Source organism: Caballeronia sp. GAFFF2 (genome assembly GCF_023631485.1).
Classification (GTDB): Bacteria; Pseudomonadota; Gammaproteobacteria; order Burkholderiales; family Burkholderiaceae; genus Caballeronia.
The window spans coordinates 368,562-381,029 of sequence record NZ_JALQDA010000009.1; the positions used below are offsets into that span (position 1 = coordinate 368,562).

A 12,468-nucleotide genomic window follows, 5' to 3' on the forward strand; every position below is an offset into this window, starting at 1 on the left:
TGGCAGAAGCGCTCGCCATGTGAAACGCCGGGCCGCATTCGTCGCGTTCCCGGCGTATCGCCCAGCAGTCGAATACCTCAACCTTGCGCTTTCGGCCTGCAGATCATGAAGTATTGCGAACTCAACCACCAAGGCATATGCGGCACCGGGCTCATATGCACGGCATCGATATCGAAGCCCACGCTTACGAGATCGCGCAACTCACGGAAGTCGAAACCCTTATGCGTGATGCGCGGATTGATCGGCCGGCTCACGGACATGCCGACCATCGACTTGAGTACTTCGGAAGGCGTGTATTCCGACTTGAAGGAACGACTGCGGAGCATCCAGTTTGATACCTTCGGCGCGATTGCGAGGCCGTACATGATCGGCACCGAGATCACGAGCGCGCCGCTCGGCTTGAGAATGCGCGCGGCGTCATCGAGCAGCATGGCCAGTTCGTTGTCGTAGAGATGCTCGCAGACTTCGAAGGCGGTCAGCACGTCGACGCTTTGCGGCGTTACGTTGTTCAGCGACTCCGCGTATTTGACTTCGGGAAAGGTGGGCGCCATGTACGGATCGTGACCGACGAGCGTCACGTCCGGGCGCGCTTCGCCGAGCGTGTGCAAAAAGAGTCCAGGGCCAGCACCGAAATCGACCACCGTGCCGCGTTTCGCACATAGTCCGGTCACCAAATCGATCGCCATGTTCATGCGCGTTCGATGTGCATAACGCGCTAGCGGATTGCCGGATTTGACGGTTTGTTCTTCGTATGAAATTTCGCGCATCGGTGTGCTCCCCCTCGTTCGACTAGGCCATTTGTTCCTGGAATTTTCTGCGCCGCGTTCTTTTATTTTTATCGTTATGTCGGTTGATATTGCCGGGACTGACTGAGTCACGCAATCGACGACAGTAGGCCTTTAGCGCCTAACTTCTGCCGGCGTCCGCCACGTGCGTCGGCCCTTGAGGCCTGTCTTGCAGCAGCGGAATCCAGACTACACGAAGAGCCACGCGCCGCATGCGATGAGGGCCACACTCCAGAGCCAATCGACGTTGACCCACCCCGTGCGTAGAAACCCGAGCCCCACACGCTCATGCACCGTCACGGCCAGCAGGGAGAGGACGGCAATGACGGCAAGCATCGACGCCGTGTGGATGGCGAGCGCGAGGGCGCCCGCTTCGAGCGCGCCGCCGGCAAGCTTGCCCGAGCACAGGGGCAAGAGCGCCGGCACGAGCATGAGGCCCGCGCCGTGTGCGCTCGACATTACGAACGACCACAACGCGAGGCCCGCGAGGCCCGTGCGCATGCCAACCGAAGGCCGTCCACGATGACCGCGCCACAGCCGCCATATGCCCCAGCCGATCAGCACCAGGCCTGCACCACGCGCGAGCATCTCATGTCCAAGCATGGTCCCGAGCGTAAGCGCGCCAACCAGCACGAGCCCTACCGATAACGCATGACCGAGCGCAATCGGCACGAGCGAGATCAGAACGACGCGCCTGCTATGCGCATAGAGTCCGAGCGCGACGGCAAAGAGCCAGCCCATTGCGGGATTGAGTCCATGAAAGGCGCCCAATCCCGCAGCCGTGAGCCATAACGCCGACGAGGAGGTCACGGATAGCAGAACGAATCCGACGAGCAATCGCCGCCTTGCAGCCTGATCTGATGCGGCCTGTGCCCCTTCGGCCAGTCGATGAAGAAGTTCTTGTCGGTGCTAAGGCCGCCGTTCGGATCGGCGTCGAGTTTCACCATCCAGCCGTCGATGCCTTCGGGATAAAACTGCGCGTCCACCGCGCCATAAAGCGAGTTGGTGAAGTAGACGCGCCGACCATCGCGACTGACTTCGACCATTTGCGGTCCGCCATTCAGTGCACCGTTTTTAGCGCCGGGATGAGTGGCGCGCGACACGATCCCACCGATGCGGACCTTACCCGTGAGCTTGGGCGAGAAGGGATCGGAGACGTCATACTGAAGCATGTCGCCCGTGCCCCAGCAGGACACGTAGAGGAAGCGATCATCCATCGAGAGATCGATGTCGGAGACGAGCGGCGGCACCGCGCCGAAGCCTTGAAGAAGCGGCGGCAGAACCGAGGCATCGGCAGGTTCCGCGGGAATGTCGATGATCTTCTTGACGGCCCACTTGTCCTTGTCGCGATACCAAGTCCATATCGACGAGGACAGATCCTTCAAGCTGATGACGCAATTCACGAAGCCGTATGCCTTGGTCGGATCGTGCGCGGGGCGCAGTTCGAACACGAGTTGATACTCGTCGCCAAAGTCGATTTCCTGAATATGCTTGCGCTTGGTGAAGTCCCAGAAATGCAGTTTTCTGCCGTATTTCGCGCCTAAAAGAAGTTCGGGTACAAGGCCGCTCTCGAAGGTATCGGGCGTGCCCCATTCGCTCGTCACCATCGTGTCGTAACCGAGATGCCACCAGCCATCGTAGGCAAGCTGTTGCGGGCCGCGGTCCACTTCCCATCGGCCTAGTGGATCGAAGCTCTGTTGATCGAGCATCAGCACGCCGCCGGGCGCTTTGCCTTCTGCATTGCCCAATGCCGTGACGTAGATGCCTCCCGGTCCGCAATGCACGGTATGCGGACGCGTATAGCCCGTTTTCTCGGCGAGTTCATCGGGCTCGATCGTACGCACGATCTTGAGTTGCTTTGGATCGGGCTTCGTATCGACGATATGAATGCGCGACGAGCGCAGCCCCGGCACCACGAGATAACGCCTTTCCATATGCGGGTGCGGCGCATTGGGGCAAAGACACGAAGAGCAGGCGTTCCAGCCGAAGTGATGCAGTTCGTCGCCGGTATCGGGCATGGCGAGTTCGCCGACGATCTTCGTATAGTCCGGCGAATCGGGATCAACATCCACGACCGCCAGCTTGTCGGGCGTCTTGCGCTCGGGGTCGAATGTCGCGACATAGGCGAGTGTTTCTCGCGGAGCCTTGGCTGCAAGGCGAGGCGAAGGATAGAAGCTCGGGTCGGGTTTCCATGTTGCCATGTTGCACGTCTCCGGTTAGCGGTCCTTAAGCGGCTCTTCTAGAGCATTCTTGCGACTCTCTTACGTCTCTTCAAGTCTCTTCATCATAGGACAAGCGTGCGCGACTCGTTTTGTCAAGCTTCGAAGTATTTGCGCAATACAAAGCAACGTGCGCTTAAGGATCGCTCGATCGCTCCAAGCTTTACCTCAGGCTGGCTTGAAAAATTCCATCGGCATGCACTGCGCCGTGAAGTTCGTTTAAGCGCATGATGCCTGGAAGCGCCGCACGCTCTCAAGCAGTGCAAGCGTCGCCCCTTGTTCCGCTAAGGAGGTTGCTTATGACCGAACCGATGATCAGCCTGATGGTGGGCATTGTCGTGCTGCTATGCGCCGCGGTGATTCTCGTGATGCATCATCGTCATCCGCATATCAACGTCCCCAAGGCACGATGGCTCGATACACATCCGCCGCGCGACTGGATGCGTCACAGACATTAAAGCTCACAGTGTTTTAAGCACATGCGGCGCCGGCTGATTACCGGCGCTTTTTATTGCCTTGGCCTGGCCGCTATGAATCGCTTTAGCGTCTTGGCCCTTTCATCACTTCGGCTTCCATGGCGGCGTGCCATTCCTCGTTGTGCTCTATCGGGTCCATGTCTTCGTCGATGAACGCCGATGCACGCTCGGCCACGGAGCGCGTTTCCTCTTCATCGTCGATGTCGGCGGTATCGTCGTCATCGCCAGGAGGGTCGAGCATGTCCTTGATCATTGCGTTGAGTTCGGGTGTATCCCACGGCTCGTTCCGCTGCTTTTTCTTCTTGATGTAATGCCGCACTTCGGCGTCCTGCTCGGTGGTCAACGGCAGCCCGCGGAAGGTGCCTTGCGCGTCCAGGTTATCCATGATCGGTGCTCCTATTGCTGAGGCATTCAAGCGTTTTTGAGCCGTTCTAGTGTAACGCGCTTCGACCTCGTGCCACGTCGTATAAAATGGCGCGCTTTTCCCGAACGCATCGATACCTCGCCATGTGGTTCAAAAACCTCCAGCTTCACCGTCTGCCCGCACCGTGGAACATCACCCCTGAAAAGCTGCAGCAGTGGCTCGCGCCACTTGGCTTCAGTGCTGCATCGAGCGTCGAGAACGAACGGCGCGGCTGGGTTTCGCCGCACGGCGACGACTCGCTCGTCTATGCCGTCAACCGACAGATGCTCATTACGTATCGCGCCGAGAAGAAGCTCTTGCCCGCTTCGGTCGTGACGCAGTTCACTAAGGAACGCGCGCTCGAAGTGGAAGAACAGCAGGGCTTCAAACCCGGCCGCAAGCAGATGCGCGAGCTCAAGGAGCAGATCACCGACGAACTCTTGCCGCGCGCGTTCAGCATCCGGCGCGATACGCGCGTGTGGATCGACCCTGTAAATGGCTGGCTTGCAATCGACGCTGCGTCGGCGACGCTATGCGACGACATCATCGGTCTGCTCGTCAAGTCGGTGACCGATTTTCCGTTGATGAGTGTGCGCGTGGCACGGTCGCCCGTTTCCGCGATGACCGAGTGGCTCCTAACAGGCGAAGCGCCCGCGGGCTTTACGCTTGACCGCGATACCGAGCTGCGTTCTGCTGGCGAGGGCAATGCAACGGTCCGCTACGTGGGTCACGCGCTGGAAGCGGAAGACATGCGCCGTCATATCGAAGCGGGCAAGCAGTGCATGCGGCTTGCCATGACGTGGAACGACCGCGTTTCTTATGTCTTGACGCCATCGCTTACGTTGAAGCGGGTCAGCGCGCTCGACGTCATCAAGGAAGCCGCCGATCCCACCGCGACCAACGACGATGAACGCTTCGAATCCGACTTCACGCTGATGACAGGCGAACTCGCGCGCATGCTCGCCGACCTGACCGATGCGCTCGGTGGCGAGGAAGACCTTCGTGCAGCGGCCTAGATAGAAGCGGAAGCAGATGCAGCGGGTGCGAGAGAGGCGAAGGCGTAGTTGTTCTTGCCGTTACGCTTGACTGTGTACATGGTGTCGTCGGCGACCGCGACGAGGCGCCAATAGTCGCTCACCCGGTCCGGGTAGCTCGCGATGCCGATACTTGCTCGCACCAGCGAAAGACGCATCTGCATGTCGGTTTCGGTTACGCAATCGATAATCCGTTGCGCGATCGCGGCCAGCTCCTTGTCCCCGGAAAACTCGCGCACGAGCACGGCGAACTCGTCGCCGCCGATACGCGCGACGACGTCGCCACTACGCACGGTCTGGCGAAAGCGTCGCGATACCGCAATCAGGAACTCGTCGCCGATACGGTGACCGTGCGTATCGTTGACGCGCTTGAAGCCGTCGAGGTCGATATACAACACGGCGATGCGTGCCGGTTCGGTGCCGTTCGCAAGGCGCGCGGCCGACTCCTCCAGTGACGCGAACAGCTTGCGTCGATTGGGCAGGCCCGTCATCGCGTCGTGCAGTGAAGCGTGTTCGAACTCATGCGACATGCCGACCAATTGTCGATTGCGTTTTGCATACATTCCGATCGCCGTGATCAACACGCCGAACACGATCGCCGATAACGCGATGAGCGTATGCGACACGCTCACGATGCGCTCGCGCAGATCGGCGCTGGCGCGGTCGCGCTCGGTGCGCCAGTAGGCGTAGACGGAATCGAGCGCGCTGCTGGCCGCGCGAAAATCGGCAGCAGGCGAGAGGACGTCAGCGGGCATTGGCGGCGCGGGCACCGGGCTCGAACCGATGAGCGCGTGCAGGCTTCCGAGCCGCGCGGCAAACTCGATGCGCGCCTGGCGGTACGCAATGTGGTGCTGTGCATCGCTCGCCGGCGTGCCCAGCAGCACCACCGAGGCGCTACGCGCGGCATCGGCACGCTCGACTGCTTCGAGCACGAGCCCGATGTATTCCTGATGCAATTGCACCGAAAAGATGGTGCGAACCTGAACCGCAAGAAAAAGCAGGCCGATGAGCAGCAGCGACAATGCCACGGCTGCAAGCGGAGCTGGCCCGCGAATGCCCGCACGCCGGGCGAGCGCCTGAACGGTATTCAAAATGCGATGCGGCAGCGGCCGATCTACGGCGTCTTCATCCGCGGGCATCGGTGGCGCTGCCGATGCTTCACGGACGGGAATATTCCTCTCGCTGACCGGCTGTTGCATTGCGTCGATAACTCACTCGATGGAAGAACGCGCCCACGCGCGCGAAGAGGCCGGTGTCCGTTCTGGCGCGCGCCGCGCGACGGCGTGCAGCCTGAGTCTGCCCGGCGCTCGCTTGGGCCGAAGCCGCACGGTTTCCGCGCGCCGAGGCAGTTTGCGACGGAGGTCGCGTTGCGGCCACCGCGCTCGGACGTTGCACGGTCGGCGCCGCTTGCGTTGGAGCGGCGGCGATGGCGGCGGCATCCACTGTGTCCGCGCCATAGACGGCGGGTGCAGTCGTGCTCATGGACGCATCGCGAACGGAGACGGGCGCCGCTTCCACTGTGCCAACGGCTTGCGTCTGCGTTTGCACCTGTGCAGGCACCTGAGCCGCGACAAAAGTCGGTTGATCGACACCTAACGTCTGGCGTGCGCTGGACATCGCTTCAGCATAGACGCGTTGATCGTGCGAGAACCACATGCTGTAGGCGATGGTTCCCAGCACGCCGACGGCCAACGCGCCCGCCGACGCGCTCCACAAGGCGAGACGCCCAAAGCGCAATGGTGTGCGCTGCGCCACGGGCTCATCCTCCAAATCGAGCGGCGGTGTTTCCATGGCAATGACAGTGGGATCATTCGCGGGTCGTGCGTGACCCGCGATGCTCTCCTGGGGTAGTTCAGCGTGGTGAGGCATGACAGCGCTCTCCGGAACGTGATCGTCGGGCGGTGTCCAACTAGCGTTACACAACACGCTCGACACCGCCGTATAACAGTGGAATGGCGCGCGTGCGATATGAAGGCCCGCGTGGCGCACCCATTCAAACGAATGGCCCACTGGATGATGAGTACAGCCTTGAAGATCGATGGCTATGCAGCGACAGCCGACTGATCCTTCTCGCCGCAATAAAGCATGCCGAACGCCCGCGTTACCTGGCGCTCAACGATGGATGCAATTCAGTTTGCTTCGCACGATGCCCGCGTAAGGAGGGCTGGCGCCGCATTTTATAGGCGAAGTGCTTGGAGCGGCACCATGCCATCGACATTTACAGGACGTGTCGCTCGCATTTTGAATACTACCGTAGCAGAGTTCACGCCCGCGCATCGAAATGGGGAATTTAGCGCTATTTGTCGGACGAGAAAGTCAGACTTATGTGCGATAGCGCACATAAAATGCAATCGGACTATCAGGCGAATACGTTCAGCCCGTGCCAGTGTGGAACGGTTGCGGCTCGGTGGCCTGAGGCAGGCCGAAGCGCTCGAACTCGGAGATTACTTGCGCACCGAAGAGCAATAACGTGGCGAGTGCCTCCAGACTAAACAGCACGACAATCGACGTCGTCAGCGATCCGTACACCACACTTACCTGCGAAAGCGTCGCGAAGTACCAGACGAGCACGTGGCGCGTGATTTCCCAAAGAATGGCAGCGGTCACGCTGCCTATCAACGCGAGCCGCAGTGACGGTCGTCCCACCGGCATCACGAGATAGATCGATGTAAGCACGAAAACCTCGCCCGCGAAGCCGAGCAAATACAGCAAAAGGCGCGACACGCCTTTGAGCGATATTTCGATGCCGAGGAAATAGAGGCTGTTCGTGCCCATCGCCTGAAGCCCGTTCGAGACGAAAGTCACGATCAGCATGCCGACGCCCAAGAACAGGATGTAGCAGTACGGCAGCAAGGCGGACAGGAGAAAGTGCCGACGGCGGATCGCCACGCGATGCACGAAGATCACCGACATCGCGTTCTCGAGCACGGTGAAGGCGAGCGAGCTGAAGAAGATCATCGTGATGAGAAGAAGCCAACCGATGACCGCGCGATGCGTCAAAAAATTCGCGAGTTCACGCACGACTGCGCGTGCCTGCCCCGGCACGAGCCATTCGAGTAAATGGGAGAGCGTGTCGAGCAGTTCCTTCTGTCCGATGAATTTCGACAGCACGATCACGATGAGGATCAGAAGCGGCACGATCGACAAAAGCGCGTAATAGGCCACCGCGCCCGCGAGCAGCATGCCCTGATTGGCGCGAAATGCCTTGATCGTGCGCATGACGAAGCCGAACGGATGACGTGCGACGTTCGCTACGTGCGGGCCCAGTATCGGGCCGAGTATCTTCGACATGGAGCCTCCGCGGCGCGTGGCCCACGGCGCCATGTCGTTCTGAAAAGCAAGTAATGCTCCCGTCCGTGAATACTCTTGCTCAGCCGGGACGGCGCGCCTCGCTACGGGCGGCCGCTTGCTGCGCGGCTTCTTCGAAGGCGAGGTCGAGCAGTGTATCCACGTCCTGGGCGGGCAAGTCGGCGGCATCCACGTTGCGCAGACGGCAAAAAAGGGCAAGCGCCTCGGCGGCTGCGGCGAAGGCGTTGTTCATATCGCGGGAGTGTAGGCGTTTCTTTCTCATGCACCGCATAACGGCATGCGGGTCACCGGACTTTAGCGTGTGGTAAGCGTGTCGTTGCTCGTCGGTGCAATGATGCGCGCGGTCGTAAGCCAACACGGGCGTAGTGGATATGGACCTCCCGCCGCCGATGAATCTACGCGGCTCAACGCAGCCACTTGCGCACGTCCTGCTCCCAGTCGGGCTGTCCGCAGTTCGGCGGGTTTTCCGGACCTAGAACGGTGATGTAGCCTTTGCTCTTCATACAGGATTCGTAGGCGCGCACCTGTGTGCAGCGGTCCGCGCCTGCCTGTCGCGACTGCGTCTTGCAGGCGTTCATCGAGTCGTCCATGCCGCTGAAGTCGGCGGGACCGTCGTTGTTGGAAGCGGGTGGGTTGGCGCTCGCGGAGAATTCGACCGGGCCGGTCTGTGCGCAAGCCGAAAGGAATAGGGCGGTCGCGATTGAAAGCGCTCGGAACGGCAGACCCAGCGGGAAAGTTCTCATCTTCTCGATTCTCCAGGCGTTATCGATGTTTTGCGTGGTTGTTGTCGTGCACGTTCGAGGTGACATGGCCCGGTGCGCTGGCGTGCTTGATGGCTGTGGCGCAAAACGGGCAAAGTTGCCGGCGACGCTGGGCATTTTGTGTTTTGCATGCGGTGCACCTAATGCCAAGGGTGCTATTCGCAGTGCCGTTTGGGATGATGCCGTCGTGTCTATTATCCGCGCGGAGGTTACTGCGTGTCCCGAATCGTGACGTGATGGCTTTCTGCGTTTGACACGCGGCGGACTTGGCGCCCGCGCCTGTTTTGCCGCAGTCCCTCCTTGGTGGGATGCCGTCGGCTGCATTGTTCCTGTGTGTAGAGTTGATCGTGCTTTGCGTTTGGCATTTTGCATGTGGTGCTTTGCATGCCATCCGCATCATTCGCCATTCGCCATCCCTGCGCCAGGCACTGTATGCAAATCCACGGTCCAGAGACAGCCCATTTCGCCGATACCTCTCGTCTTTGAGACGATCGAGTAGTCAATCGAGACGCTGCGACATTCGCGCAACGGCCTGACGGACCTAAGCTTTCTCCATCGACGGACACAAGAGCGCAGCACGCGTTCTTACCCGCGCATTCACGGAGAAGGGCAATGGACACCAATGATCGTATGAACAAGCGTCAACCGATGCCGGTCGCTTTTTTCGGCATCGCGGTGGGCCTTCTGGCCTTGGCGGGCGCATGGCGAGCAGCGGCGCATGTCTGGGCGATTCCGGCCGTCGTGCCACCGCTCTTGACCGCGGGCGCGCTGTCGGTTTGGCTCGCTTTGATGATCGCGTATGCACGCAAGTGGCTTATCGAGCGCGACGCGGCCATCGCCGAGATGGCGCATCCCGTGCAGTCGTCGTTCGCCGCGCTCGCGCCTGTATCGACATTGCTCGCGGCGCAAGCGGTGCAGAACTATTCGCGAGAATTAGCGATCGTGCTGTTCGTCGCGGGCGTGGTGAGTCAGCTCGGCCTCGGCGCTTATCTTCACGGACGCTTCTGGCAAGGCGGCCGGAAGCCCGAACTGACGACGCCGGCCATCTATCTGCCGACCGTCGCGCCGAGTTTCGTCGCGGGAACGGCGGCAGCGAGTCTTGGTTGGACGCAGATCGGCGCGTTGTTCTTCGGGGCGGGTGTGTTCTCGTGGCTCGCGATCGAATCGATCGTGATGCATCGCGCGGCTGTACACGATCCGCTTCCCGACGCGCTGCGTCCCACGCTCGGCATCCAGCTCGCGCCGCCGGTGGTGGGAGGCGTGTCGTATCTCGCGATTACGCATGGCGTGCCGGATCTCTTCGCTTACATGCTGCTCGGCTACGGTCTGTATCAGGCAATGATGCTCACGCGGCTCCTGCCGTGGATTCGTCAGCAATCGTTCACGCCTTCGTACTGGGCGTTCAGCTTCGGCGTGGCAGCGTTGCCGACGATGGCGATCCGCATGCTGGAACGCGGCGCAGCAGGTCCGCTGCTTTGGCTGGCTCCGGCATCTTTCATCGTGGCGAACGTGGTATTTGCGAGTCTCATCGTCGGGACCGCGCTGGCCCTGTTCAAGGGCAAGCTTTTTCCGATAGTGGCCACGCAAGTCAAGACAGTTTGAGACGACGAGCCTGCGAGGTGCAGGCTCGTTCAGCACGAACATGCAACTAATGGTCGGGTTTTTGAACATCCACATTCAACTGTCGATGTCGTACCGTTCTCCAAAACTAGCTTCCAGTTTGGCCTCGACGTAATCACGCAGAAACGCTACCCAAGTCTTGATCTTCGCATCGAGGTATTGGCGCGAAGCGTACATCGCATACACCGTCATCTTTTGCAGTTCCCAGTCCGGCAGCACGCGCACCAGCGCGCCATTCGAAAGCGAGGGCAGGGCAGACAACATCGGCAAAGGCGCAATACCCAGACCGTTGGCCACCGCGACGGCGAGTGCATCGGCGGAATTCACGCGAAGGCGGCCAGGCGGAAGTTCGACATCGACTTTTCCTTGCGCGCCTTCGAACGTCCATCGATCCACCGGAAAGAATGTCGTGACGAGTTGAAGGCACGCGTGCTTCGAAAGATCTTCCACGGTCATCGGCATGCCGGCCCGCCGCAAATAGTTCGGCGATGCGCACAGCACGCTCGGCATCGTGCAAATACGCGTGGAGACGAGCGCGGAGTCGGGCAGCGTCGAACTCGTGACCTGCAGGAAGACGTCGTAGCCTTCGTCCAGCATGTCCGGAACCTGCTGCGACAAGGTCAACTCGACACGCACGAGCGGATGCTCTTCCAAATACTGAGAAAGCGCCGGCACGACATAGTGATGACCGAAGGTGATCGGCGCGTGCATGCGCAACACGCCGCTTGGCGACACTTGCGCGTCGCTGGCTTCCGCTTCAGAGAGGTCGACCAGCGAGATCACTTCCTTGCAGCGCGCCAGATAGCGATTCCCAGCATCGGTCAATGCGACGCGGCGCGTCGTGCGATTCAAAAGACGCGTGCGCAGGTGCGACTCGAGTTCGGTGATCGCGCGCGACGCTTGCGCGGTCGTAATGTCCATGTGCTGCGCGGCGACGGTAAAGCTTGCCGCCTCGGCTACCCGGACAAAGATTCGCATGCTGCGCAAGAGGTCCATTGGCCGGCATCCTTTTTATCGAGCCGGAAATATCCCATGCACGATACGAGCGCGCAACCCGCTGACGGGTTCAACAGGGCACTGCAAGCTTCATTTCAGTGTTCACATCTGTTACAGCGCTTGTAACTCAAGCCTGCGAAGGCGTCGCTAACATGGATTCATGGCTGCGATGCGCGGTCGCTTCGGACGAGGAAAACATGAACGTGAAGAGTCTCATCGGACTGGGTATCGCGTCTTGTGCGGGGCTTGCTTGTGGATCGGCGCTGGCGGGTGTGAGCGTCGGCGTCAATCTGGGTGTACCGGTGCCGGTTTACGCGCCGCCTCCGCCCGTATATGTGGCGCCCGCCGCGCCGGTTTATGCCGCGCCGCCTCCGCCGCCTCCGGTCGTGTATCAATCGCCGCCCGTGGTCGCTTATCAACCGGCGCCCGTTGTCGTCGCGCCTGGGCCTGCTGTCATCGTCGGATGGCATGGCGACCGGTATTGGGACGGCTATCGGTACTGGAACCGGCGTGACTGGTACGCGCATCACGGTGGATATGGATATCGCCGCTGGTAAGCGAGACGAACGGGGAGTCGCATCGATCATGAAAAACATTAATCGACAACACGGTAAGCGAGGTGCGGTTCGAACGCTCGCGACTGCAACTGCGATAGTCATCGCGGCGGGGCTTGGCGGCTGCATCTATGCGCCGCCTTACGGCTATGCGCCTGCGCCCGCTTACGGCTATGCACCGGCGTATGGCTATGCCTACGGCCCCGGTTATTACGCGGCGCCGGCGGTTTCAGTGGGGATCGGCGTGGGCGGTTATGGGCATTGGCACGGGCATTGATGCGTGATGGTTGTGAGGGCGGCAGGAGACGCCG

General features: G+C 60.6%; 15 protein-coding genes. 5 read left to right on the top strand and 10 right to left on the bottom strand.

Annotation, left to right across the window (positions count from 1 at the left end; genetic code table 11):
* Positions 1 to 77: 77 nt before the first annotated feature.
* From NCT04_RS07105 to NCT04_RS07115, 3 genes are all read right to left on the bottom strand, one after another.
* On the bottom strand, positions 78 to 686 hold the full coding sequence (locus NCT04_RS07105) for a class I SAM-dependent methyltransferase (RefSeq protein ID WP_244827844.1): 609 nt from the start codon (positions 684 to 686) through the stop codon (positions 78 to 80).
* A 288-nt stretch (positions 687 to 974) separates the two neighbouring features.
* Complete coding sequence (locus tag NCT04_RS07110) at positions 975 to 1,595, bottom strand: hypothetical protein (protein WP_502800656.1); 621 nt, start codon at positions 1,593 to 1,595, stop codon at positions 975 to 977.
* Positions 1,592 to 2,986: a selenium-binding family protein gene (locus tag NCT04_RS07115; protein WP_250464616.1), complete on the bottom strand. Its 1,395-nt coding sequence runs from the start codon at positions 2,984 to 2,986 to the stop codon at positions 1,592 to 1,594. Before NCT04_RS07115 ends, NCT04_RS07110 begins: the two co-directional genes overlap by 4 nt.
* Positions 2,987 to 3,303: 317 nt before the next feature.
* Here NCT04_RS07115 and NCT04_RS07120 point away from each other — a divergent pair, with 317 nt between their 5' ends.
* The gene (locus tag NCT04_RS07120; RefSeq protein WP_244827846.1) at positions 3,304 to 3,462 is read left to right on the top strand and encodes a hypothetical protein; all 159 of its coding nucleotides are present in this window, start codon (positions 3,304 to 3,306) and stop codon (positions 3,460 to 3,462) included.
* 82 nt (positions 3,463 to 3,544) lie between these two features.
* On the opposite strand, the gene NCT04_RS07125 is transcribed toward NCT04_RS07120, so the two are convergent.
* On the bottom strand, positions 3,545 to 3,865 hold the full coding sequence (locus tag NCT04_RS07125) for a hypothetical protein (RefSeq protein ID WP_250464618.1): 321 nt from the start codon (positions 3,863 to 3,865) through the stop codon (positions 3,545 to 3,547).
* Between the two features lie 122 nt (positions 3,866 to 3,987).
* Between NCT04_RS07125 and NCT04_RS07130 the strand changes: the two genes are divergently transcribed.
* A complete protein-coding gene (locus tag NCT04_RS07130; protein ID WP_250464620.1) occupies positions 3,988 to 4,899 on the top strand; it encodes a recombination-associated protein RdgC in 912 nt (303 codons plus the stop codon).
* Here the strand turns inward: NCT04_RS07130 and NCT04_RS07135 are convergent.
* From NCT04_RS07135 to NCT04_RS07155, 5 genes are all read right to left on the bottom strand, one after another.
* The gene (locus NCT04_RS07135) at positions 4,896 to 6,056 is read right to left on the bottom strand and encodes a GGDEF domain-containing protein (protein ID WP_250464622.1); all 1,161 of its coding nucleotides are present in this window, start codon (positions 6,054 to 6,056) and stop codon (positions 4,896 to 4,898) included. The genes NCT04_RS07130 and NCT04_RS07135 overlap by 4 nt on opposite strands.
* Before the next feature lie 19 nt (positions 6,057 to 6,075).
* Positions 6,076 to 6,786 (bottom strand): hypothetical protein, encoded by a 711-nt coding sequence (locus tag NCT04_RS07140; protein WP_250464624.1) that lies wholly within the window; start codon positions 6,784 to 6,786, stop codon positions 6,076 to 6,078.
* Between the two features lie 504 nt (positions 6,787 to 7,290).
* Positions 7,291 to 8,208, bottom strand: a complete 918-nt coding sequence (locus tag NCT04_RS07145; protein ID WP_244827851.1) for a YihY/virulence factor BrkB family protein — start codon at positions 8,206 to 8,208, stop codon at positions 7,291 to 7,293.
* Positions 8,209 to 8,287: 79 nt separating this feature from the next.
* On the bottom strand, positions 8,288 to 8,458 hold the full coding sequence (locus tag NCT04_RS07150) for a hypothetical protein (protein WP_250464626.1): 171 nt from the start codon (positions 8,456 to 8,458) through the stop codon (positions 8,288 to 8,290).
* A gap of 172 nt (positions 8,459 to 8,630) precedes the next feature.
* The gene (locus NCT04_RS07155) at positions 8,631 to 8,969 is read right to left on the bottom strand and encodes a hypothetical protein (RefSeq protein WP_250464628.1); all 339 of its coding nucleotides are present in this window, start codon (positions 8,967 to 8,969) and stop codon (positions 8,631 to 8,633) included.
* A 630-nt stretch (positions 8,970 to 9,599) separates the two neighbouring features.
* Here NCT04_RS07155 and tehA point away from each other — a divergent pair.
* Complete coding sequence (gene tehA, locus NCT04_RS07160; RefSeq protein ID WP_250464629.1) at positions 9,600 to 10,589, top strand: dicarboxylate transporter/tellurite-resistance protein TehA; 990 nt, start codon at positions 9,600 to 9,602, stop codon at positions 10,587 to 10,589.
* A 75-nt stretch (positions 10,590 to 10,664) separates the two neighbouring features.
* Here tehA and NCT04_RS07165 read toward each other — a convergent pair whose 3' ends face one another.
* Positions 10,665 to 11,603 (bottom strand): LysR family transcriptional regulator, encoded by a 939-nt coding sequence (locus NCT04_RS07165; RefSeq protein ID WP_250464631.1) that lies wholly within the window; start codon positions 11,601 to 11,603, stop codon positions 10,665 to 10,667.
* Positions 11,604 to 11,800: 197 nt separating this feature from the next.
* Between NCT04_RS07165 and NCT04_RS07170 the strand changes: the two genes are divergently transcribed.
* Together NCT04_RS07170 and NCT04_RS07175 are read left to right on the top strand one after the other, a co-directional pair.
* On the top strand, positions 11,801 to 12,160 hold the full coding sequence (locus tag NCT04_RS07170; RefSeq protein WP_250464706.1) for a hypothetical protein: 360 nt from the start codon (positions 11,801 to 11,803) through the stop codon (positions 12,158 to 12,160).
* Between the two features lie 28 nt (positions 12,161 to 12,188).
* On the top strand, positions 12,189 to 12,434 hold the full coding sequence (locus NCT04_RS07175; protein WP_250464633.1) for a hypothetical protein: 246 nt from the start codon (positions 12,189 to 12,191) through the stop codon (positions 12,432 to 12,434).
* The last annotated feature ends 34 nt before the right edge of the window (positions 12,435 to 12,468 follow it).